A 22,800-nucleotide genomic window follows, 5' to 3' on the forward strand; every position below is an offset into this window, starting at 1 on the left:
GTACTGGCGCAGCCTAGCCGAGCCGCGCGACCGGCTGCTGACGCTCCCGCAGCCGCTCCGGCTGACCGGGCCCTACGCCCAGGGCAGCGGCGGCGCCGAGCGGGCCGGGTCCTCGGCCAGGGCGGCGAGGGCGATCCGTACGCCCTCGGCCAGCTGCGGGTCCTCGCCGGCCGCCCAGTGGTGCGGGGCGATCGGCACCTCGACGTCCGGGTCGACGCCGCGGTTCTCCACGCCCCAGCCGTAGTTCTCCAGCCAGAACGCGTACTTGGGCTGGGTGACCAGGGTGCCGTCGACCAGCCGGTAGCGGCTGTCGATGCCGATCACCCCGCCCCAGGTGCGGGTGCCGACCACCGGTCCGATCCCGAGCGCCTGGATCGCGGCGTTGACGATGTCGCCGTCCGAGCCGGAGAGCTCGTTGGCGAGCGCGACCACCGGCCCGCGCGGGGCGTCCATCGGGTAGGGCACCGGGTGGTCGGTGTCCCGGATGACGTTCCAGCCGACGATCCGGCGGGCCAGCTTCTCGATCACCAGCTGCGAGGTGTGGCCGCCCCGGTTCTCCCGGACGTCGACGATCACGCCCTCCTTGGCCATCTCGGTGCTCAGGTCGCGGTGCAGCTGGGCCCAGCCGGCCGTGTGCATGTCGGGGATGTGCAGGTAGCCGAGCCGGCCGCCGGACAGCTCGCGCACCGCGGCCCGCCGCCCGGCCACCCAGTCGTGGTAGCGCAGCGGCTCCTCGTCGGCGAGCGGGACGACGACCGGGTTGCGCTGGTCGGTGCCGTCCTTGCCGGCCACGGTCAGCTCGACCGGCTGCCCGGCGGTGCCGGCCAGCAGCGGGGCCGGGCCGGTCACCGGGTCCACCGGCCGGCCGTTGACGGCCAGGACGGCGTCGCCCGGGCGGATCGCGGCGCCGGGCGCGGCCAGCGGCGAGCGCGCCCTGGGGTCGGAGGACTCGCCGGGCAGGATCCTGGCGATCCGCCACCGATCGCCGTCCTTGACCAGGTCGGCGCCGAGCAGGCCCTGGCGCCGGGCGGGCTCGGTGTACCGGCCGTACGGGAGCACGTAGGCGTGCGAGGTGCCGAGCTCGCCGTGCACCTCCCAGAGCAGGTCGACCAGTTCGTCGTGCGAGCCGATCCGCTCCACCAGCGGGCGGTAGCGCTCCAGCACCCCGGCCCAGTCGGTGCCGCCGAGGTCCGGGCGCCAGAAGTTGTCCCGCATCAGGCGGCCGGTCTCGGCGTACATCTGCCGCCACTCGGCGGCCGGGTCGACGGTCACCCGCAGCCGGGCGAGGTCGACGGTGGTCTCCTCGTCCTCGCCGCCCGCCTTGTGGCCGGCCGGGACGATCCGCAGCTCGCCCTCGTCCAGCACGGCCACCCGGGTGCCGTCCGCGCTGACCGCGAACCGGTCCACGCCGTGCACCAGTTGCTCGGCGCGGCGCTTCCTCAGGTCGAAGCGCTCCAGCACCGGGCGCGGCCGCTCGTCGTCCAACGAGGCCGCCTCGTCGCCGAGTTCGCCGAGCAGCGGGGCCCTGGTCCACAGCACGCCGCCCTTGGCGGCGCGCAGTGCCTCGAAGCGGCCGCCCTCGACCGGGAACGGGACGATCCGGTCGGCGATGCCGTCCAGGTCCACCCTGGTCGTCGGCGCGGCGTCGGCCGCGGCGGCGTCGCCGTCCTTCCCGGGCTTCGGCTCGTCGTCCTCGCCGCCGAGCGGACGCCCGGCCCGCCGCGGCCCGAACGGGGACGGCGTGTCGGCGGCCAGCGTGACCAGGTACGGGCGGCAGCCGTTCGGGAAGGACAGGTCGAAGACGTGCGCGTCGTAGACCGGGTCGAAGTCGCGCACCGACAGGAAGGCCAGGTAGCGGCCGTCCGCGGTGAAGGCGGGCGAGGTGTCGACGAAGCGCTGCTGGGTGACCTCGCCGACGGTGCGGGTCGCCAGGTCGGCCAGCACGATCTGGCGCAGCGAGTACGGGCCCGCCCCGTGCACCGGGCGCGACCAGGCCAGCCAGGCCGAGTCCGGGCTGAACACCAGCCCGTTGGCCTCGCCGTCGGTGCTGCGGTCCAGCTCGTGCACGGCGCCGTCGGCCAGCGTGACCAGCAGCACCCGGCCGTCGTGCACGCCGAGCGCCGCCTGCCTTCCGTCCGGGGAGACCACCAGCGAGTTGACCCGGCCGAGCAGGCCGGCGGCCAGCCGGCGGCGCTCGGCGCCGTGGACGGCGGGGGCGTACTCCAGGGCGTCCTCCCCCTCGGCGTCGGACACCCACAGCACGCCCTGGGCGCCGTCCTCGCCCGGCACCACCCGGGCCAGCCGGCCGCGCACGCCCGGGGTCTCGTCCAGCACCCGGGCCGGGCCCTCGCGGTGGGTCAGCCAGTGCACGCCGCCGCGCACCACCACGGCGCCGGCCCGGCCGGTGCGGTCGGGGGCGACGGACTCCAGCCAGTGCGCGGGGTGCACCGGGCGGGGGCGGCGGCCGGAGCGCGGGCCGGCCAGCCGGATGTCCGGGCGGCGCGGCGCGGCGCCGTCCAGGTCGTCCAGCAGCCAGAGGTCGCCGGCCCGGTGGAACACCACCCGGGTGCCGTCGGTGGTGGCGTTGCGGGCGTAGAAGCCGTCCGGGTCGGTGGTGTGGCGGCGCAGGTCGGTGCCGTCGGGGCGGCTGGACCACAGCTCGGCGACGCCCTCGTGGTCGGAGAGGAACGCGATCCTGCCGCCCTGCTCCCCCTCCCCGGCCACCCACATCGGGGAGTCGAGCTGCCCGTCCAACTCCTCGTGCACCCGGGCGAATTCGTCCCGTCCCAGCCACAACTTGCCCGCCCGGCCGCCCCGGTAGCGCTTCCACCAGGCCGGCTCGCGGTTGTTGGGGGTGCCCAGCAGCACCCGGTCGCCGCCCGGCTCGAAGGCGAGCCCGCCGACCGGCCCGTACGGCAGCCGCACCGGCTCGCCGCCGTCCAGCGGCACGGCGTGCGCCCAGGTGCGGCGCAGGGTGGCCTCGCCGGCGGTGGTGGTGGCGATCGGACGGCCGTCGGCGGTCCAGCCCTGCACCCGGGTCTGGTCGCTGCCCCAGTGGGTGAGCCGCCGGGAGGGCCCGCCGTCCACCGGCACCACGTGCACCTCGGGAGCGCCGTCCCGGGTGGAGGAGAAGGCGATGTGCCGGCCGTCCGGGGAGAACCGGGGGTGGTGGACCGGCAGATGGTCGGCCGTCAGCCGCCAGGCCCGACCGCCCTCCAGCGGGGCGAGCCAGAGATCGTCCTCGGCGACGAAGGTGACCAGATCGCCGTGCAGGTGGGGGTGGCGCAGATAGGCGCCCGCGGAGGTGCTCAGGGAGTCCGTCACGCGGCCAGCGTAGGCAGCCTCGGGTTCGGGCCGCTCCGTTTTCCGCAGACTCCGGCCGAGCGGAAGTCCCTTACGACCAGCGGCCGGTGCGCCCCAGCAGCAGCGCCCCGGCGGCCACCCCGGCGGTGGAGGTGCGCAGCACCGAGGGGCCCAGCCGGTACGGCTTGGCGCCCGCCTCGGCGAAGGCGGCCAGCTCCTCCGGGGAGACCCCGCCCTCGGGCCCGACCACCAGCACGAGGTCACCCGCCTCCGGCAGCCCGGCGTGCGCCAGCGGCTCGGCGCCCTCCTCGTGCAGCACGGCGGCGAAGGCGGCCTGCGCCAGGACGGGCGCCAGCTGCCTGGTGGTCATCGGGTCGCACACCTCGGGGAAGCGCAGCCGGCGGGACTGCTTGCCCGCCTCCCGGGCGGTGGCCCGCCACTTGGCGAGCGCCTTGGCGCCGCGCTCGCCCTTCCACTGGGTGATGCAGCGCGAGGCGGCCCAGGGGATCACCACGTCCACGCCGACCTCGGTCATGGTCTCCACGGCGAGTTCGCCGCGGTCGCCCTTGGGCAGCGCCTGGACGACGACGATCCGCGGGGCGGGCTCCGGCTCCCGGCGCACGGCGGCCACCGTGACGTCGATCGCGTCCTTGCCGAGCACCTCGGCGACCGTCCCGTCCACGCCGAGCCCCCGCCCGTCGGCCAGGGTCACCGCCTCGCCGGCCGCCAGCCGCTTCACCGCGGCCGCGTGCCGCCCCTCCGGCCCGTCGAGGCGCACCACCGACCCGGGCGCGGCGGCGGCGATCCGCTCGGTCTCGACGACGAAGACGGGCGCGGTCATGACGGGGGACCTCCAGGGGCGGGGCGGGGGAACGGAAGAGGTGCCGGGGCGGGCCGGAAAAACGGAAGGGGTGCCGGGGGTCGGCCCCCGGCACCCCTGCGCGGACGGCTACCGGCCGTTGAACGCGTCCTTCAGGCGCGAGAACAGGCCCTGCTGGCCCGGCGCGAACTGGCCGGACGGGCGCTCCTCGCCGCGCAGCACCGCGAGCCGGCGCAGCAGCTCCTCCTGCTCGGCGTCGAGCTTGGTGGGCGTCTGCACCTCGACGTGCACTATCAGGTCACCCCGGCCGCCCCCGCGCAGATGGGTGATGCCCCTGCCGTGCAGCGGGATCGACTGGCCGGACTGGGTGCCGGGCCGGATGTCGACCTCCTCCAGCCCGTCCAGGGTCTGCAGCGGCACCTGGGTGCCGAGGGCGGCGGCCGTCATCGGGATGGTGACGGTGCAGTGCAGGTCGTCCCCGCGCCGCTGGAACACGCTGTGGGTGGTCTCGGCGATCTCGACGTACAGGTCGCCGGCCGGGCCGCCGCCGGGGCCGACCTCGCCCTCGCCGGCCAGCTGGATCCGGGTGCCGTTGTCGACACCGGCCGGGATCTTGACCGTCAGGGTGCGGCGGGCGCGGACCCGGCCGTCGCCGGCGCACTCGGGGCACGGGGTCGGCACGACGGTGCCGAAGCCCTGGCACTGCGGGCAGGGGCGGGAGGTCATGACCTGGCCCAGGAAGGAGCGGGTGACCTGGGAGACCTCGCCCTTGCCGCGGCACATGTCACAGGTCTGCGCGGAGGTGCCGGGGGCCGCGCCCTCGCCGTTGCAGGTGGTACAGGTGACGGCCGTGTCGACCTGGAGCTCCTTGGTGGTGCCGAAGGCGGCCTCCTCCAGGGTGATCTCCAGCCGGATCATGGCGTCCTGGCCGCGCCGGGTGCGTGAGCGCGGGCCGCGCTGACCGGCCGCGGCGCCGAAGAAGGCGTCCATGATGTCGGAGAAGCCGAAGCCCGCCGCGCCTGCGCCGAAGCCGCCCGCCCCGCCGCCGCCCGGCGACAGCGGGTCGCCGCCGAGGTCGTAGACCTGGCGCTTCTGCGGATCGGAGAGCACCTCGTATGCGGCGTTGATCTCCTTGAACCGCTCCTGCGTCTTCGGGTCCGGGTTGACGTCCGGGTGCAGTTCGCGTGCCAGGCGCCGGAACGCCTTCTTGATCTCGTCCTGCCCCGCATCCCGTCGGACGCCGAGTACCGCGTAGTAGTCCGTGGCCACCAAATGCTCCGCTTGTTCCGCCTGTAGTAGTGCTGCGACTGAAGCCGCCGCCGGGTCTGGCGGCGGCTGCTTGCTACGACTCGGCCAGGATCTGACCCACGTACCGTGCCACCGCTCGCACCGCCCCCATTGTGCCCGGGTAGTCCATCCGGGTCGGACCGATCACACCCAGTTTGGCCACGCTCTCGTCGCCCGAACCGTAGCCGACCGACACCACCGAGGTGGAAATCAGCCCTTCGTACGCGTTCTCCCGCCCGATCCGGACCGTCATCGCGGCGTCCGTGGTCTCACCCAGGAGGCGGAGCAGGATCACCTGCTCCTCCAGTGCCTCCAGCACCGGCTGGATGGTGAGCGGGAAGTCGTGCCCGAAGCGGGTCAGGTTGGCCGTGCCGGCCAGCATGATCCGCTCCTCGTTCTGCTCGGCGAGCGCCTCGAACAGCGTCGCCAGGACCGTACTGACGGTCGGCCGGTCGACCTGCTCGAAGATCGCCGGAAGGTCCTCCAGCAGGCCCGGGACGTCCGGCAGCCGCTGGCCGGCGGCGCGCGCGTTGATCCGCGCCCGCAGGTCGGCCAGGACCGTCTCACCGACCGTGCCCGGGCAGTCGACCATCCGCTGCTCGACCCGGCCGGTGTTGGTGATCAGGACCAGCATCACCTTGGCCGGGGCCAGCGCCACCAGCTCGATGTGCCGGACGGTGGAGCGGGTCAGCGAGGGGTACTGCACCACGGCGACCTGCCGGGTCAGCTGGGCGAGCAGCCGCACCGTGCGGGCCACCACGTCGTCGAGGTCGACGGCGCCGTCGAGGAAGTGCCGGATCGCCCGGCGCTCCGGGGCGCTCATCGGCTTGATCTCGGCGAGCTTGTCGACGAAGAGGCGGTACCCCTTGTCGGTGGGGATGCGCCCGGCACTGGTGTGCGGCTGGTGGATGTAACCCTCCTCCTCCAGCGCCGCCATGTCGTTGCGCACCGTCGCCGGGGACACCCCGAGGTTGTGCCGCTCGACGAGTGCCTTGGAGCCGACCGGCTCCTCCGTCCCCACGTAGTCCTGGACGATCGCGCGCAGCACGGCGAGCTTGCGATCGTCCAGCTGGCGGACCTCACCGGCCATGGGGCACGCACCTCCGTCTTCGCACGTTGTCCGTCTGTGATGCTGCGGGGCCGCTCCGGAAGGACCCCGGCCTTGGCACTCAACGCACACGAGTGCCAAAACCGTACCTGCCAGTGTAAGGCCCGGGTCCTACCGCAGGAACGGCCCGGCCGGGGTGATCCTGCCCGCACTCCCGGGCGGCCGTCCCGATACTCCCCGTGCGGAGGGTGGTGCTCAGGGGCCGTCCGGGTGGCAGCATCGGAAGCGACGGCGAATGGAGGAGCAAGCGATGTCGAGCTCGGGCCAGCACACCCGTTTCGCGCCTGACCGCGGCCTGACCAGCCGCATGGTCGCGACGATGTTCGTGATCGGGCTGCTGTACGTAGGTTTCACGGGCCTGCTGATCGCGCTGCTGCGCGGGGCCTGGCCGCTGATCGTGCTGATCTCCGGCGGGCTGTTCGTGGCCCAGTTCTGGTTCAGCGACAAGATCACCGAGCGGGCGATGGGCGCCCGCGAGGTGAGCGAGGAGCAGTACCCCCAGCTGCACGGCACGATCGACCGGCTCTGCGCCCTGGCCGACATGCCCAAGCCCCGCGTGGCGGTCGCCGACAACGACATGCCCAACGCCTTCGCGACCGGCCGCAACCCGCAGAACGCGGTGGTGTGCGTCACCACCGGCCTGCTGCGCCGGCTCGAACCGGAGGAGCTGGAGGGCGTCCTGGCGCACGAGCTGTCGCACGTCGCCCACCGGGACGTCGCGGTGATGACCATCGCCGGCTTCCTCGGCGTGCTCGCCGGGGCGATGACCCGGATCGCCATGTACGGCGGCTTCATGGGCGGCGGGCGCAACAACAACGACCAGAACGCGGCCATCGCGGCGCTGGTCATCCCACTGGTGTCGATCGCCGTCTACGCGATCAGCTTCCTGCTCACCCGGCTGCTCTCCCGCTACCGCGAGCTGGCCGCCGACCGGGCCGCCGCCCAGCTCACCGGCCGGCCCAGCGCCCTGGCCTCGGCCCTCACCAAGGTGACCGGGCAGATCGCGGCCATCCCCACCGAGGACCTGCGCAGGTCGCAGCCGTACAACGCCTTCTACTTCGCCCCCGCGCTGAGCGCCCGGGAGACCGCCGCGCAGCTGTTCTCCACCCACCCGACGCTGGAGAAGCGGCTGGCGCAGCTGGCGAAGATCTCCGAGCAGCTCGGCCGCTGACACCCGTACCGCCTGAAAGGACCGCCGTGGGATTCCTGGACGCCCTGTTCGGCCGCACCAAGCCCGTCAAGCCCGACCTCGACCAGCTGTTCGGGCTTCCGTCGGCCGCGCTCACCCTGGAGGCCGGGGCCGGGTTCCTCCCCACCGGGCTCGGCTCCGTCTGCTTCGCGGCCGTCGAGGGCGGGGCCTTCGTCCAGGTCGAGCAGCAGGTGCGGGCGCTGCTGGACGCCGACACCGAGCGCGGCGGCGCCCCGGTGGAGGCCTCCAAGGACGCCTACGGCTACTCCTGGCTGCTCGCCCGGCACCGGCCCGAGGAACTGCCGGAGCTGGTCAACGACCTGCACGCGGTCAACAGCGAGCTGGAGGCGAACGGCTTCGGGCCCCAGCTGCTCTGTTCGCTGGTGGGCTTCCGCAACGGGGAGGGGCAGTCGCTGGCGCTGGTCTACCTCTACAAGCGCGGCACCTTCTACCCCTTCGCCCCGATGCCCGGCGGCGGGGAGAAGCGCAACAGCCCGCTGGAGCTCCAGGTCAACGCGATGCTGGGGAACGACCTGCGGCTGGAGAAGGAGCTGAGCCGCTGGTTCCCCCTCTGGGGCGCGCCGGGGCTCTGACGGCCGGTCCGCCCTCCCTATGATCACCCGTATGCGCAGCCGCCAGTACGGACCGGACCTGACCCCGCCGTGGAAGAAGCAGGCCCCCGCCCCCGAGGTCCCCGCCGAGCGGGACCTCGTCGTCGAGGAGGCCGCCAGCGGCTTCTGCGGGGCGGTGGTGCGGTGCGAGAAGACCGCCGAGGGGTTCACCGTCACCCTGGAGGACCGCTTCGGCAAGCACCGGGTGTTCCCGCTGGTCCCGCGCGGCTTCCTGCTGGAGGGCCGGGTCGTCACCCTGGTCCGCCCCACCGGCCCGGCCGCGCCCCGCACCCCCGCCCGCACCGCCTCCGGCTCCATCGCCGTCCCGGGCGCCCGCGCCCGGGTCGCCCGCGAGTCCCGCATCTACGTCGAGGGCCGGCACGACGCCGAGCTGGTCGAGCGGGTCTGGGGCGACGACCTGCGGATCGAGGGCGTGGTCGTCGAGTACCTCCAGGGCATCGACGACCTTCCCGCGATCGTCGCCGACTTCGCCCCCGGCCCCGGCCGCCGCCTCGGCGTCCTGGTCGACCACCTGCTCCCCGGCACCAAGGAACACCGCATCGCCGCCCAGGTCACCGGCGATTCGGTGCTGGTCGTCGGCCACCCCTACATCGACATCTGGCAGGCCGTGAAGCCCTCCAGCGTCGGCATCCCCGCCTGGCCCGCCGTCCCCCGCGGCGAGGACTGGAAGGAGGGCACCTGCCGCCGCCTCGGCTGGCCGGTGGACACCCCGGCGGCCTGGAAGCACATCCTGTCGAAGGTCGACAGCTACAAGGACCTGGAGCCCGAACTGCTGGCGAAGGTCGAGGAGTTGATCGACTTCACGGCCCTGCCGGGTCAGGAGTAGGTCTGGAACTCCGAGGTGTCGAGCGTGACGCCGAGCAGGTCCACCGGGATCGACTCTCCGAACTTGGTGGTCCGCTCGGACACGTAGTCCGGCAGCCCCGAGGCGCTCGACCTGGTCGGTTCCGTCAGCAGCACGCATACAGCCTTGATCGGATCGACGATCAGGTACACGGGGATGGTGCCCTCTGCATAGAGCTCTCGCTTGGTCCGATAGTCACGCAACACGCTGGTCTTCGAGACCACCTCGACCACCAATGTGAGAACGGGCGCGGGAACCAAGCGACCCGGGCCCTCGAAAGCATCCCGCTCGAACACGACCAGGTCCGGCTGCGGCTCGCTCGTCAATTCGGGAAGACCGATGTCCTGCGTGGTCAGACGGTGCCATCGCGCCCGAGGGAGTTGGTCCCGAATGGCTTCGACAATGATGTTGTGGACCAGGTCCGGCCCGGCCATCATCACGATTTCCCCCCTGAGGAGCTCAGCCTTGTAACCCTCCGGGACCTCCAGGTTCTCGAAGATCCCGGTCATCCGATCATCGATGGCGGTCATGGCGCGCTCCCTCCGACGGCTGACACCCACGTTAACGAATGTCAGTCCACGAGGTCACGTACTACTGCATCCGCCAGCAGCCGGCCCTGGAGGGTGAGGGCGGCGCGGCCCTGCTCGTAGGGCTCCGCGGCGAGGAGGCCGTCGGCCAGGGCCCGGTCGGCGGCCTTGCGGCCGGCGGGGGCGAGGAGGTCGAGGGGGACGCCCTGCTCCAGGCGCAGCTCCAGCAGGATGCGCTCGACCCGGCGGTCCTCGTCCGACAGGACCTCGCGGCCCTGGGCGGGGGTGCGGCCCTCGGCGAGGGCCTGGGCGTAGGCGGCGGGGTGCTTGGCGTTCCACCAGCGGACACCGCCGATGTGGCTGTGGGCGCCGGGGCCGGCGCCCCACCAGTCGGCGCCGGTCCAGTAGAGCTCGTTGTGGCGGCAGCGGCCCTCGGGGGTGGTGGCCCAGTTGGAGACCTCGTACCAGGAGTAGCCGGCCCCGCTCAGCGCCTGCTCGGCGATCAGGTAGCGGTCGGCGTGCACGTCGTCGTCGATCATCGGCAGTTCGCCGCGCTTGACCCGGGCGGCGAGCCGGGTGCCGTCCTCGACGATCAGGGAGTACGCGGAGACGTGGTCCGGCCCGGCGCCGATCGCGGCGTCCAGGGAGGCCCGCCAGTCGTCGTCGGACTCGCCGGGGGTGCCGTAGATCAGGTCGAGGTTGACGTGCTCGAAACCGGCCGCGCGGGCCTCGGCCACGCAGGCCTCGGGGCGCCCCGGGGTGTGGTGGCGGTCGAGGAGCTGGAGGACGTGCGGGCGGGCGCTCTGCATGCCGAAGGAGATCCGGTTGTAGCCGCCCTCGCGCAGCTCGGCCAGGTACGCCGGGTCGACGGACTCCGGGTTCGCCTCGGTGGTGACCTCGGCGTCCGGCGCGAGCCCGAACTCCTCGCGCAGCGCGGCGAGCATCTTCACCAGGTCGCGGGCCGGCAGCAGGGTGGGGGTGCCGCCGCCGAGGAAGACGGTCCGCACCGGCAGGTCCGCCTCCCCCAGCACCCTGCGGGCCAGCCGGATCTCGGCGACCACGTTGTCCGCGTACGTCTCCTGCGAGGCGACGGCCCCGGAGGAACGCAGCTCGGTGGCCGTGTAGGTGTTGAAGTCGCAGTAGCCGCAGCGGCTGGCGCAGTACGGCACGTGCAGGTAGAAACCGAACGGCCGCCGCCCCAGCCCGGTGAGGGCGTGCGCGGGCAGGGAACCGTCGGACGGCACCGGTTCGCCGTCAGGGAGTGCGGAGGGCATGACCCCATTGTCCCGTACGACCCACCCGAACCGGTGAGCCGTACGGGACGGGCCTGTCTCAGGCCTCGTTGGCGCCCGCGTACATCGCGGTGACGGCGTCCGCGTAGGTCCGCTCGACCACCGGGCGCTTGATCTTCAGGCTCGGGGTGAGCTCGCCGTGCTCGATGTCGAGGTCGCGCGGCAGCAGGTGGAACTTCTTGATCGTCTGCCAGCGCTGGAGGTCGGCGTTGACCCGCTTGACGAAGCCCTCGATCAGCTGGTGCACGGCCGGCTCGGCGGCCAGCTCGGCGTAGCTCCTCCCGGCCAGGCCGTGCTCGGCGGCCCAGGGTATGAGCACCGCCTCGTCCAGGCCGATCAGCGCGGTGCAGTAGTTGCGGCCGTTGCCGATCACCAGGATGTTGCTGACGAACGGGCAGACCGCCTTGAACTTGCCCTCGACCTCGCTGGGCGCCACGTACTTGCCGCCGGAGGTCTTGAACAGGTCCTTCTTGCGGTCGGTGATCCGCAGGAAGCCGTCGGCGCTCAGCTCGCCGATGTCCTCGGTGTGGAACCAGCCGTCCGGCTCCAGCACCTCGGCGGTCTTGTCCGGCAGGTTGTGGTAGCCGCGCATGACGCCGGGGCCGCGCAGCAGGATCTCGCCGTCCTCGGCGATCCGCACCTCGGTGCCGGGCAGCGGGCGGCCCACCGTCCCGATCCGCACGTCCTCCTTGCGGTTGACGCAGGAGCCCGCGCTGGTCTCGCTCAGCCCGTAGCCCTCCAGGATCGGCACCCCGGCGCCGAGGAAGAAGTAGCCGATCTCGGGGGCGAGCGCGGCGCTGCCGGAGACGGCGCCGCGCATCCGGCCGCCGAAGGCCGCCCGGATCTTGGCGTACACCAGCTTGTCGGCCAGCGCGTGCTGGAGCCGCAGGCCCAGCGGGGCGCTCTCGACGCCGGTGGCGATCCGGCTCTCCTGCGCCACCCGGGCGTACTCGCGGGCGACCTGGGCGGCCCACATGAAGATCTTGTACTTGGCGCCGCCCTCGGCCCGGGCCCGGCCGGCGATGCCGTTGTAGACCTTCTCGAAGATGCGCGGCGCCGAGGCCATGACGGTCGGCCGGATGGCCGGCAGGTTGTGGATGATCCGGTCGACCCGGCCGTCCACCGCCATCACGTGGCCGGTGGCGATCTGGCCGGAGATCAGCGTCTTGCCGAAGACGTGCGACAGCGGCAGCCACATGAACTGGACGTCGTCGGGGCCCAGCAGGCCGCTGGCCTCCTGGGCCTTGCCCTCGTACGCCCAGCAGTCGTGCACCAGGCGCACGCCCTTGGGGCGGCCGGTGGTGCCGGAGGTGTAGATGAGGGTGGCCAGCTGCTCCTTGTCGAGCGCGGCCACGGCCTTCTCGACCGCGTCCGGGTGCTGCTCCAGGTACTCGGTGCCGCGCCGCTCCAGCTCGGCCAGGGTGATCAGGTCCAGGCCTGCCGTCTCGGGCGCCTGGGCGGGGGCGTCGAAGAGGATCACGGTGCGCAGCTCGGGCAGCTGGTCGATGTGCTCGACGGCCTTGGCCAGCTGGGCGGCGTTCTCGGCGAACATCGCCCGGGAGCCGGAGTTGGAGAGGATGAAGGCCGTCTCGTCCCCGTTGGTGCTCGGGTAGACGGTGGTGATGGCGGCGCCCGCGCACATGGCCCCGAGGTCGGTGAGGATCCACTCGATCCGGGTCGAGGAGGCCAGCGCGACCCGGTCCTCCGGCTGGATGCCGAGCGCCATCAGGCCGGCCGCCACCGCCTTGACCCGGGCCGCGGTCTGCGCCCAGGTGAGCGAGCGCCACTGCTCGGCGCCCGGCGCGCCGTCCGCCGCGTGCTCGTCGACCGTGGCGGGGTAGCGGTAGGCCTCGGCGTTCGGGGTGGCCGCGACGCGGTCGAGGAAGAGGTGGGCGACGGAGGCCGGACGCCCGGCGACGATGTCGGCACTGCCGGAGTCGATCAGGGACTGCGCGGAACTCAACGAGGACCTCCGGGGGCGGGTGGCCGTCTGAGGGATTGTCGCGGCGCCCGTGGGGGCGGTCGCCGGGCCCCGGTTCACCGGAGTGGTACCGGCCAGTAACAAGGGCGCTGTCAGCAGCCTAGGGGGAAACGGGTCATTCCGTAAGGGGGAGGGCCCAGCTGGCACACCGCCCCGGCGCCGGTGCCCGACGACGACACCCGGACGCCCCCGCCGCACCCGCGTTCGTACGCACAATCGGCAAAAGCCAGGCAAACCTCCGCCGGGCAACCCCCGAATCGCCTGTGCGACGCTACAGAACAACGAGAATCAGGGTGCGAACCCGACCGGCGACGACAAGAGTGGGCCAGTGCTGATCAGATTGCTCCGGACATACCTACGCCCGTACTCCCGACCGATCACCTTGCTGGTGGTACTCCAGCTGGTGTCCACCCTCGCCGCGCTCTACCTGCCGACACTCAACGCCGACATCATCGACAACGGCGTGGTCAAGGGCGACACCGGCTACATCCTCCGCCTGGGCGCGATGATGATCGGAGTCACCATCGTCCAGGCCCTCTGCTCGATCGGCGCCGTCTACTACGGCGCCCACACCGCCATGGCCTTCGGCCGGGACGCCCGCGCCGCCGTCTTCGACCGGGTGCAGAGCTTCTCCTCCCGGGAGGTCGGCCAGTTCGGCGCTCCCTCCCTCATCACCCGCACCACCAACGACGTCCAACAGGTCCAGATGCTGGCCCTGATGAGCTTCACCCTGATGGTCGCCGCACCGATCATGTGCGTCGGCGGCATCATCATGGCGCTCAACCAGGACGTCCCGCTGTCCGGCCTGCTGCTCGCCGTCATCCCCGCGCTCGGCGTCGTCGTCGTCCTGCTGGTCCGCGCACTGCGGCCCAAGTTCCGCAGCATGCAGGAGAAGATCGACACCGTGAACCGGGTACTGCGCGAGCAGATCACCGGCATCCGGGTCATCCGCGCCTTCGTCAAGGACGACCACGAGCAGGCCCGCTTCGCCGCCGCCAACGAGGACCTCACCCAGGTCGCCCGGCACGTCGGCCGACTGATGTCGATAATGTTCCCGGCCGTCATGCTGGTCGTGAACGTCTCCAGCGTCGCGGTGCTCTGGTTCGGCGCCCACCGCATCGACGGCGGCTCCATGGAGATCGGCGCACTCACCGCCTTCCTCTCCTACCTGATGCAGATCCTGATGAGCGTCATGATGGCCACCTTCATGTTCATGATGGTGCCCCGCGCCGAGGTCTGCGCCGAACGCATCCAGGCGGTCCTCAACACCGACTCCAGCGTCGCACCGCCCGCCACCCCGATCACCGAGGTGCCCCGCCGCGGCAACCTGGAACTGCGCGACGTCGACTTCCGCTACCCCGGCGCCGAGGCCTCCGTACTGCGCGGCATCGACCTCACCGCCCGCCCCGGCGAGACCACCGCCATCATCGGCTCCACCGGCAGCGGCAAGTCCACCCTGCTCGGCCTCATCCCCCGGCTCTTCGACGCCACCGGCGGCCAGGTCCTGCTCGACGGCGTCGACGTGCGCGAAATCGCCCCCGCGCTGCTCGCCGAGAGCGTCGGCATCGTCCCGCAGAAGCCCTACCTGTTCTCCGGCACCGTCGCCAGCAACCTCCGCTACGGCCGGCCCGACGCCACCGACGAGGAACTCTGGCACGCCCTCGAAATCGCCCAGGCCAAGGACTTCGTCGAGAAACTGCCCGAAGGCCTGGACGCCCCCATCGCCCAGGGCGGCGGCAACGTCTCCGGCGGCCAGCGCCAACGCCTGGCCATCGCCCGGGCCCTCGTCCGCGAACCCGACGTCTACCTCTTCGACGACTCCTTCTCCGCGCTCGACTACGCCACCGACGCCAAGCTGCGCAAGGCCCTCTCCCACGAGACCTCCGACGCCACCGTCCTGATCGTCGCCCAGCGCGTGTCCACCATCCGCGACGCCGACCGGATCATCGTCCTCGACGAAGGCGCCGTCGTCGGCAGCGGCACCCACCACGAACTGATGGCCGACAACCCGACCTATCGGGAGATCGTGCTCTCCCAGCTCACCGAGCAGGAGGCCGCGGCATGAGCGAGCGAAGCGAGCGAAACATCAAGAGGTGCGCACGGGCGCATGCCCCTGCCGAGCGCAGCGAGGTGGGCGCATGAGCCCCCGCAAGACCGCCGCCAAGACGAAGGCCGACCTCCCCAGCGACTCCCAGGCCGCCGCCGCCCGCCGCGGCCCGGCCGGCCCCGGCCGCTTCATGGGCGGCCAGGGCACCGAGAAGTCCATGGACTTCAAGGGCTCCGGCAAACGCGTCCTCGGCCTGCTGCGCCCCGAACGCAACCTGCTGATCGGCGTCCTGCTGTTCGGCGTGATCGGCATCGGCTGCGCCGTCATCGGCCCCAAGATCCTCGGCGACGCCACCGACCTGATCTTCGCCGGCGTCATCGGCGCCCGCTTCCAGACCGGCGTCTCCAAGGAACAGGTCATCGACGGGCTCCGCGCCCACGGCGACGGCGGCGTCGCCGACCTGCTCTCCGCCGTCGACTTCACCCCCGGCCACGGCATGGACTTCAACGCCATCGGCTCCATCCTGCTCTGGGTCCTCGGCATCTACGTCGCCTCCGCCGTCTTCGGCATCTTCCAGGGCCGCCTGGCCACCAAGGCCATCCAGTCGGCCGCCTACCGGCTGCGCCAGGACGTCGAGGCCAAACTGGCCCGACTGCCGCTGAGCTACTTCGACAAGCAGCCCCGCGGCGAGGTGCTCAGCCGGGTCACCAACGACATCGACAACATCGGCCAGTCCATGCAGCAGACCATGGGACAGATCGTCAACTCGCTGCTCACCGTGGTCGGCGTGCTGGCGATGATGTTCTGGATCTCCCCGCTGCTCGCCGCGATCGCGCTCGTCTCCGTGCCGCTGTCGGTGGTCGTCGCCGCCAAGGTCGGCAAGCGGGCCCAGCCGCAGTTCGTCCAGCAGTGGAAGTCCACCGGCCAGCTCAACGCCCACATCGAGGAGATGTACACCGGCCACACCCTCGTCAAGGTGTTCGGCCGGCAGCACGAGGCCGCCGAGACCTTCCGCGAGCACAACGAGGCGCTGTTCCACGCCAGCTTCCGGGCCCAGTTCATCTCCGGGATCATCCAGCCCGCGATGATGCTGATCGGCAACCTGCAGTACGTGCTGGTCGCCGTCGTCGGCGGCCTGCGGGTCGCCAGCGGCTCCCTGTCCATCGGCGACGTGCAGGCCTTCATCCAGTACTCCCGGCAGTTCAGCCAGCCGCTCACCCAGGTCGCCAGCATGGCCAACCTGGTGCAGTCCGGAGTCGCCTCCGCCGAGCGCGTCTTCGAACTGCTGGACGCCCCCGAGCAGAGCTCCGAACCGGCCGTGCCCGAGAAGCCCGACACCGTCCACGGCCGGGTCGCCTTCCAGGACGTGTCCTTCCGCTACGACCCGGACAAGCCGCTCATCGAGGACCTCTCGCTCAAGGTCGAACCCGGCCAGACCGTGGCCATCGTCGGCCCCACCGGCGCCGGCAAGACCACCATGGTCAACCTGCTGATGCGGTTCTACGAGGTCAGCTCCGGGCGGATCACCCTGGACGGGGTGGACATCGCCGCGATGTCCCGCGAGGAACTGCGCTCGGGCATCGGCATGGTCCTCCAGGACACCTGGCTGTTCGGCGGCAGCATCGCCGACAACATCGCCTACGGCGCCCAGGGCGCCACCCGCGAACAGGTCGTCGAGGCCGCCAAGGCCGCCCACGTCGACCGCTTCGTGCGCACCCTGCCGGACGGCTACGACACCGTCATCGACGACGAGGGCACCGGCGTCAGCACCGGCGAGAAGCAGCTGATCACCATCGCCCGGGCGTTCCTCGCCCAGCCGTCCATCCTGGTCCTGGACGAGGCGACCAGCTCGGTCGACACCCGCACCGAGGTGCTGATCCAGCGGGCCATGGCCCGGCTGCGCACCGGCCGCACCAGCTTCGTGATCGCCCACCGGCTCTCCACCATCCGGGACGCCGACGTGATCCTGGTGATGGAGAACGGGTCGATCGTCGAGCAGGGCTCGCACGACGAGCTGATCGCCGCCGGCGGCGCCTACGCCCGGCTCTACCAGGCGCAGTTCGCCGAGGCCGTGGCCGAGGTGGACTGACACCGGCTCATGCGAGGGGCCGGGACGGGTGGGTGCCCGTCCCGGCCCCTCGCGTACCCCGGCCCTTCGCGGGTCACGGCCCCTCGCGTACCCCGGCCCTGCACGTACCCCGGCCCTGCACGTACCCCGGCCCTCCCGGAGGACCTCGGCCTTCGCTACCGTGGCCCCCGTGACCGCCCAGCCCGCCGGCTCCGAACAGACCCCGGACGCGTTCGAGACGAACCGCCGCTACCTGGGCTCCGTCGCCTACCGGCTGCTCGGCTCCTTCACCGACGCCGAAGACGTCCTCCAGGACGCCTGGCTGCGCTGGCAGGCCGCCGACCGGGCCGCCGTCACCGACCCGCGCGCCTTCCTCACCACCGTGGTCACCCGGCTCTGCTACGACCAGCTCGGCTCCGCCCGGGCCCGCCGCGAGGCCTACTACGGCGAGTGGCTGCCGGAGCCGTCCGTCTCCTACGCGAGCGCCCCCGACTCCCCCGCCGAACTGGCCGAACGCGGCGAGTCCGTCTCACTCGCCCTGCTCGCCGTACTGGAGCAGCTCACCCCCGCCGAGCGGGCCGCCTTCGTGCTGCACGACGTCTTCGCCGTCGGCTTCGAGGACATCGCGGCCTCCCTGGACCGCACCCCCGACGCCACCCGCCAACTCGCCTCCCGGGCCCGCCGCCGGGTCAGGGACGGCGGCCCGCACCCCGGCGCCGACCCGGCCGAGCACCGCCGGGCCGTGGAGGCCTTCGCCGCCGCCAGCACCAAGGGCGACATCCTGGGCCTGATGGAGATCCTCGACCCGGACGTGGTCTGGCACGCCGACGGCGGCGGCATCGTCCGCGCCGCCGCCCGCCCGGTCCACGGCGCCGACAGGGTGGCCCGGCTGGTGGCCGGCCTGGTGGACAGGTGGTTCACCCCCGAGCTCGGACTCGGCCACGCGACGGTCAACGGCGAACCGGGCCTGCTCTGGTACGAGAAGGCCACCGGCGCCGTCGGCGGCGTGATGGCCTTCACCCTCGCCGGCGGGCGGATCACCGAGGCGTACATCGTGGTCAACCCCGAGAAGCTCACCCGGATCAGCCCCGTCACGACACCGTGACACGGGCCCCCGGGGGCGTGTGACACAGCTCACCGTCACATCCCGACCGGCCGCACCGTCCCCCTCCCGAACAGCGCTCCACCGGAGCGACCTCGCGAGGAGGCGGACGAGATGAGCAGCACCACCAGCACCGGCAAGCGGATCGTCGTACTGGGCGCCGGATACGCCGGACTCACCGCGGCCAAGGGCGCCGGACGGCACCACGCCGTCACCCTGGTCGCCCCCGAGGAGCGGCTCCTGCACCGCATCCGCCAGCACGAGACCGCGGCCGGCCGCAGCCGCGACTGGCCCGCCATCGGCGAACTGGCCCGCGGCCGCCGGATCGAACACCGCCGGGCCCGGGCCGTCGAACTCGACCCGGCCGGGCACAAGGTCGTCCTGGACGACGGCACCACCCTCGGCTACGACACCCTCGTCCACGCCCTCGGCAGCCGCACCGCCTGGCACGGCGTCCCCGGCGCCGTCGAGCACGCCCACCCCGTGGAGCGCGCCGCCGAAGTGCGGCGCCTCATCCGCGAGGCCGACCGCCCCGGCACCCTGGCCGTCGTCGGCGGCGGCGCCACCGGCATCGAACTGGCCACCGAACTCGCCGAGGCCCACCCCGACCTGCGGGTGCGGATCGTCGCGGCCGGGCAGGTCGGCGGCACCTACTCGCCCAAGGGCCGCGCCCACATCCGCCGCGTCCTCGACCGGCTTGGCGTCGCCGTCCACGAGAACGCCACCGTCACCGAGGTCACCCCGGACGGGCTGCGCACCACCGCCGGCCCGATCGAGGCCGACCTCACCGTGTGGGCCGCCTCGATGGAGCCGCACCCGCTGGCCGCCGAGTCCGGACTGGCCGTGGACGAGCACGGCCGGGCCCTGGTCGACGACCACCTGCGGTCGGTCTCGCACCCGGACGTCCACGTGGTCGGCGACGCCGCCGCCGTCACCGTCCCCGGCGTCGGCACCCTGCGGATGGGCTGCGCCACCGCCCTGCCGCAGGGCCAGTACGTCGGCAGGCTGCTCGACGGGCGCACCTCGAAGCCGTTCTCGTTCCGGTACGTCGTGCAGTGCCTGAGCCTCGGCCGGCGGGACGGGCTGCTGCAGCTGGTCCACCCGGACGACTCGATGAAGCCCACCGTCCTCACCGGCACCGCGGGGCGGCTGGCCAAGGCCGGGATCGTCACCGCCGTCCTCGGAGCGCTCAAGTAGCCGGCGGGGCGTCCTGCGCGAACGGCGCGTCCCGGGGGAAGGGCCCGCGAAACGCGGAAAGGGCCGGGGAACGCGGAAGGGCCCGGGCGGATGCCCGGGCCCTCCTGGTACCGCTCGCTGCTACTTCTTGTCCTTCGGCGACTCGGCGTCGGTGGACAGCGCGGCGATGAAGGCCTCCTGCGGGACCTCCACGCTGCCGACCATCTTCATCCGCTTCTTGCCTTCCTTCTGCTTCTCCAGCAGCTTCCGCTTACGGGAGATGTCACCGCCGTAGCACTTGGCGAGAACGTCCTTGCGGATCGCGCGGACCGTCTCGCGGGCGATCACCCGGGAGCCGATGGCGGCCTGGATCGGCACCTCGAACTGCTGGCGGGGGATGAGCTTCTGCAGCTTGCCCGCCATCATCACGCCGTAGCCGTAGGCCTTGTCCTTGTGCACGATCGCGGAGAAGGCGTCCACCGCGTCGCCGTGCAGCAGGATGTCGACCTTGACCAGGCTGGCGCTCTGCTCGCCGATGGGCTCGTAGTCGAGCGAGGCGTAGCCGCGGGTCTTGGACTTCAGCTGGTCGAAGAAGTCGAAGACGATCTCCGCGAGCGGCAGGGTGTAGCGCAGCTCGACGCGGTCCTCGGACAGGTAGTCCATGCCCTGCAGGCTGCCGCGACGGGACTGGCAGAGCTCCATGATCGCGCCGACGAACTCGTTCGGCGCCAGGATGGTGCCGCGCACGACCGGCTCGAAGACCTCGGAGATCTTGCCCGACGGGAACTCGCTCGGGTTGGTGACGGTGTGCTCGCTGCCGTCCTCCATCACCACCCGGTAGATCACGTTCGGGGCGGTGGAGATCAGGTCGAGGTTGAACTCGCGCTCCAGGCGCTCCCGGATGATCTCCAGGTGCAGCAGGCCGAGGAAACCGCAGCGGTAGCCGAAGCCCAGCGCGACCGAGGTCTCCGGCTCGTACACCAGGGCGGCGTCGTTCAGACGCAGCTTGTCCAGGGCGTCGCGCAGCAGCGGGTAGTCCGAGCCGTCCAGCGGGTAGAGGCCGGAGAACACCATCGGGCGCGGGTCCTTGTAGCCGCCGAGCGGCTCAGTGGCGCCCTTGTGCTGCGAGGTGATCGTGTCACCGACCTTGGACTGCCGGACGTCCTTCACACCGGTGATGATGTAGCCCACCTCGCCGACGCCGAGGCCGTCGGCGACCTTCGGCTCCGGCGAGATGACGCCGATCTCCAGCAGCTCGTGGGTGGCGCCGGTGGACATCATCTGGATGCGCTCGCGCTTGGTGAGCTGGCCGTCCACGACACGGACGTAGGTGACCACGCCGCGGTAGGCGTCGTACACCGAGTCGAAGATCATCGCGCGGGCCGGGGCGTCCGCGACGCCGACCGGGGCCGGGATGGTGTTGACGATGTGGTCCAGCAGGTCCTCGACGCCGAGGCCGGTCTTGGCGCTGACCTGGAGCACGTCGGAGGGGTCGCAGCCGATGATGTGGGCGATCTCGGCGGCGTACTTCTCCGGCTGGGCGGCCGGCAGGTCGATCTTGTTCAGCACCGGGATGATCGTGAGGTCGTTCTCCAGCGCCAGGTACAGGTTGGCGAGGGTCTGCGCCTCGATGCCCTGGGCCGCGTCGACCACCAGGATGGTGCCCTCGCAGGCCGCCAGGGAGCGGGACACCTCGTACGTGAAGTCCACGTGGCCCGGGGTGTCGATCATGTTGAGGATGTGCGTCGTCCCGGCGTCCGGCCCGGTCTTCGGCGCCCACGGGAGGCGGACCGCCTGCGACTTGATGGTGATGCCGCGCTCGCGCTCGATGTCCATGCGGTCGAGGTACTGGGCACGCATCTGCCGGGGGTCGACGACACCGGTGATCTGCAGCATCCGGTCTGCGAGCGTCGACTTGCCGTGGTCGATGTGGGCGATGATGCAGAAGTTGCGGATCAGCGCCGGGTCGGTACGGCTGGGCTCTGGCACATTGATGGGGGTCGCGGGCACCTTGGTCCGATTCTCCGTTGGTCCGGGGCCGGGGGTGTCCGGATCATCGCTGACCGGCTATCCCGGGGACCGGACGGTCTCGTCCGATCGAAATAGTTCCTCCCATCTTCCCACGACCTCGGCCCGGACAGCGGTTCGGGCAGCGGTTCGAGCACCATGGAGCCTTCCGCGCCCGGCCCGCGCGGCAGCAGGATGGCCCCGTGATCCTGGAAAGCGCACTGCTCGACGTCCTGCCCGGCCATGAGGACGAGTTCCTCGCCGCCTTCGCCGAGGCCCGCCCGCTGATCGCCGTCCAGCACGGCTTCCGCTCCCTGCGACTGCACCGCTGCCTGGACGAGGGGCGCGGCTCGCGCTTCCTCCTCCAGGTGGAGTGGGAGACCCTCGCCGACCACACCGAGGGCTTCCGCGGCTCGGCCGAGTACCAGCGGTGGCGGGAACTGCTGCACCGGTTCTACCGGCCGTTCCCGGAGGTCGAGCACTACGGGGAGCCGGTGCTGAGCGCCTGAGACCGGCCGGTTTGGGGGCGGCGGCGGGCCCCTGGTAGCGTGGGCTGCTGCACCTGGCCTCGGCATGCCCTCTCAGCTGGACCGACGGCCGCCGGTGCGACCCCGTTCAGACCTTTTAGACAGACTGAGGCTCCTTCGTGGCGAACATCAAGTCCCAGATCAAGCGCAACAAGACCAACGAGAAGGCGCGCCTGCGCAACAAGGCCGTCAAGTCCTCGCTGAAGACCGCTCTGCGCAAGGCCCGTGAGGCCGCTGCCGCCGGCGAGACCGAGAAGGCCGTCGTGCTGGCCCGCGCCGCCTCCAAGGCGCTGGACAAGGCCGTGAGCAAGGGCGTCATCCACGCCAACCAGGCCGCCAACAAGAAGTCGGCCATCACCAAGCGCGTCAACGCGGCCGCCCAGGCCTGACGCCCCGGGGCCCCGGCCCCACCGCTTCGGGACGACCCGGCCCTCTACCCGGACCCCCGAGGCGTTGCGAGACCTCGCACCGTACGCGGCCTGCGTTCGCCACGCGGGTGCGGTGCACAACAGCAGTACGACAGGCGCCCAGCGGCCTCCTTCCCGGAGGCCACCGGGCGCCTGTCGCGTTCCACGGTCCGGCCGCTATGGTCGGTCCCGCGCGATCGAGGATGCGGGGAGCACTCCCGACGCCGGTACCGAGGGGGAACATCCATGACGACACCACCGCCGCCACCGCCGCCGCCGCCGCCGCCGAACCCGAACGGGCCGGGGTACGGGTTCCCGCAGCAGACGCCGGGGGCGCCCGCACCGGGGGCGGCCCCACCGGCCGCCGGCGGCTTCGGCCCCCCACCCGGACTGCCCGCCTCACCGGGGGCGGCTGCTCCTGCGGGCGTTTTCGGGGCCGCGCCTCCGGGTGCTCCGGCGGGCGGGGCGTCCGGAGCCCGCTCC

Annotated in this window: 17 protein-coding genes; 9 read left to right on the forward strand and 8 right to left on the reverse strand. The window is 72.3% G+C overall.

The window, feature by feature from the left end:
- Positions 1 to 72 precede the first annotated feature (72 nt).
- The 4 genes from RZ50_RS13825 to hrcA form a co-directional block, all read right to left on the reverse strand.
- The gene (locus tag RZ50_RS13825; RefSeq protein WP_308271625.1) at positions 73 to 3,324 is read right to left on the reverse strand and encodes a S41 family peptidase; all 3,252 of its coding nucleotides are present in this window, start codon (positions 3,322 to 3,324) and stop codon (positions 73 to 75) included.
- Between the two features lie 70 nt (positions 3,325 to 3,394).
- The gene (locus RZ50_RS13830) at positions 3,395 to 4,144 is read right to left on the reverse strand and encodes a 16S rRNA (uracil(1498)-N(3))-methyltransferase (RefSeq protein WP_196951713.1); all 750 of its coding nucleotides are present in this window, start codon (positions 4,142 to 4,144) and stop codon (positions 3,395 to 3,397) included.
- Positions 4,145 to 4,252: 108 nt separating this feature from the next.
- Complete coding sequence (gene dnaJ, locus RZ50_RS13835) at positions 4,253 to 5,392, reverse strand: molecular chaperone DnaJ (RefSeq protein WP_196951712.1); 1,140 nt, start codon at positions 5,390 to 5,392, stop codon at positions 4,253 to 4,255.
- A 73-nt stretch (positions 5,393 to 5,465) separates the two neighbouring features.
- Positions 5,466 to 6,500, reverse strand: a complete 1,035-nt coding sequence (gene hrcA / locus RZ50_RS13840) for a heat-inducible transcriptional repressor HrcA (protein ID WP_196951711.1) — start codon at positions 6,498 to 6,500, stop codon at positions 5,466 to 5,468.
- A 268-nt stretch (positions 6,501 to 6,768) separates the two neighbouring features.
- Between hrcA and htpX the strand changes: the two genes are divergently transcribed.
- Genes htpX through RZ50_RS13855 form a run of 3 tightly spaced genes read left to right on the forward strand, consistent with a single transcriptional unit; the run spans position 6,769 to position 9,165 of the window.
- Positions 6,769 to 7,689, forward strand: a complete 921-nt coding sequence (gene htpX / locus RZ50_RS13845) for a zinc metalloprotease HtpX (RefSeq protein ID WP_196951710.1) — start codon at positions 6,769 to 6,771, stop codon at positions 7,687 to 7,689.
- A gap of 26 nt (positions 7,690 to 7,715) precedes the next feature.
- Positions 7,716 to 8,300: a hypothetical protein gene (locus tag RZ50_RS13850; RefSeq protein WP_196951709.1), complete on the forward strand. Its 585-nt coding sequence runs from the start codon at positions 7,716 to 7,718 to the stop codon at positions 8,298 to 8,300.
- A 31-nt stretch (positions 8,301 to 8,331) separates the two neighbouring features.
- Positions 8,332 to 9,165: a DUF3097 domain-containing protein gene (locus RZ50_RS13855; RefSeq protein WP_196951708.1), complete on the forward strand. Its 834-nt coding sequence runs from the start codon at positions 8,332 to 8,334 to the stop codon at positions 9,163 to 9,165.
- Here RZ50_RS13855 and RZ50_RS13860 read toward each other — a convergent pair.
- The 3 genes from RZ50_RS13860 to RZ50_RS13870 are packed head-to-tail and all read right to left on the reverse strand — an operon-like array spanning position 9,156 to position 12,965.
- Positions 9,156 to 9,713: a Uma2 family endonuclease gene (locus tag RZ50_RS13860; RefSeq protein ID WP_196951707.1), complete on the reverse strand. Its 558-nt coding sequence runs from the start codon at positions 9,711 to 9,713 to the stop codon at positions 9,156 to 9,158. The two genes, RZ50_RS13855 and RZ50_RS13860, sit on opposite strands and share 10 nt — an antisense overlap.
- Before the next feature lie 41 nt (positions 9,714 to 9,754).
- Positions 9,755 to 10,984 (reverse strand): radical SAM family heme chaperone HemW, encoded by a 1,230-nt coding sequence (gene hemW / locus RZ50_RS13865; RefSeq protein ID WP_196951706.1) that lies wholly within the window; start codon positions 10,982 to 10,984, stop codon positions 9,755 to 9,757.
- Between the two features lie 58 nt (positions 10,985 to 11,042).
- Positions 11,043 to 12,965 carry a long-chain fatty acid--CoA ligase gene (locus tag RZ50_RS13870; protein WP_196951705.1) on the reverse strand — a complete coding sequence of 641 codons (1,923 nt, stop codon included), beginning with the start codon at positions 12,963 to 12,965 and terminating at the stop codon, positions 11,043 to 11,045.
- A gap of 346 nt (positions 12,966 to 13,311) precedes the next feature.
- On the opposite strand from RZ50_RS13870, the gene RZ50_RS13875 reads away from it, so the two are divergent.
- From RZ50_RS13875 to RZ50_RS13890, 4 genes are all read left to right on the forward strand, one after another.
- On the forward strand, positions 13,312 to 15,048 hold the full coding sequence (locus RZ50_RS13875; protein WP_196951704.1) for an ABC transporter ATP-binding protein: 1,737 nt from the start codon (positions 13,312 to 13,314) through the stop codon (positions 15,046 to 15,048).
- Positions 15,049 to 15,121: 73 nt separating this feature from the next.
- Complete coding sequence (locus RZ50_RS13880) at positions 15,122 to 17,119, forward strand: ABC transporter ATP-binding protein (protein ID WP_305853034.1); 1,998 nt, start codon at positions 15,122 to 15,124, stop codon at positions 17,117 to 17,119.
- Between the two features lie 169 nt (positions 17,120 to 17,288).
- Positions 17,289 to 18,203 (forward strand): RNA polymerase sigma factor SigJ, encoded by a 915-nt coding sequence (gene sigJ / locus RZ50_RS13885; RefSeq protein ID WP_196951703.1) that lies wholly within the window; start codon positions 17,289 to 17,291, stop codon positions 18,201 to 18,203.
- A gap of 111 nt (positions 18,204 to 18,314) precedes the next feature.
- Positions 18,315 to 19,397, forward strand: coding sequence for an NAD(P)/FAD-dependent oxidoreductase (locus tag RZ50_RS13890; protein WP_196951702.1), 1,083 nt, complete (start codon positions 18,315 to 18,317; stop codon positions 19,395 to 19,397).
- Positions 19,398 to 19,517: 120 nt separating this feature from the next.
- On the opposite strand, the gene lepA is transcribed toward RZ50_RS13890, so the two are convergent.
- Complete coding sequence (gene lepA, locus RZ50_RS13895; protein WP_196951701.1) at positions 19,518 to 21,386, reverse strand: translation elongation factor 4; 1,869 nt, start codon at positions 21,384 to 21,386, stop codon at positions 19,518 to 19,520.
- Positions 21,387 to 21,586: 200 nt separating this feature from the next.
- Here lepA and RZ50_RS13900 point away from each other — a divergent pair, with 200 nt between their 5' ends.
- Together RZ50_RS13900 and rpsT are read left to right on the forward strand one after the other, a co-directional pair.
- The gene (locus RZ50_RS13900) at positions 21,587 to 21,892 is read left to right on the forward strand and encodes an antibiotic biosynthesis monooxygenase (RefSeq protein WP_196951700.1); all 306 of its coding nucleotides are present in this window, start codon (positions 21,587 to 21,589) and stop codon (positions 21,890 to 21,892) included.
- Between the two features lie 137 nt (positions 21,893 to 22,029).
- Positions 22,030 to 22,299, forward strand: coding sequence for a 30S ribosomal protein S20 (rpsT, locus tag RZ50_RS13905; RefSeq protein WP_196951699.1), 270 nt, complete (start codon positions 22,030 to 22,032; stop codon positions 22,297 to 22,299).
- Positions 22,300 to 22,800 lie beyond the last annotated feature (501 nt).

This window comes from Kitasatospora sp. SUK 42 (genome assembly GCF_015776785.2).
GTDB lineage: Bacteria > Actinomycetota > Actinomycetes > Streptomycetales > Streptomycetaceae > Kitasatospora.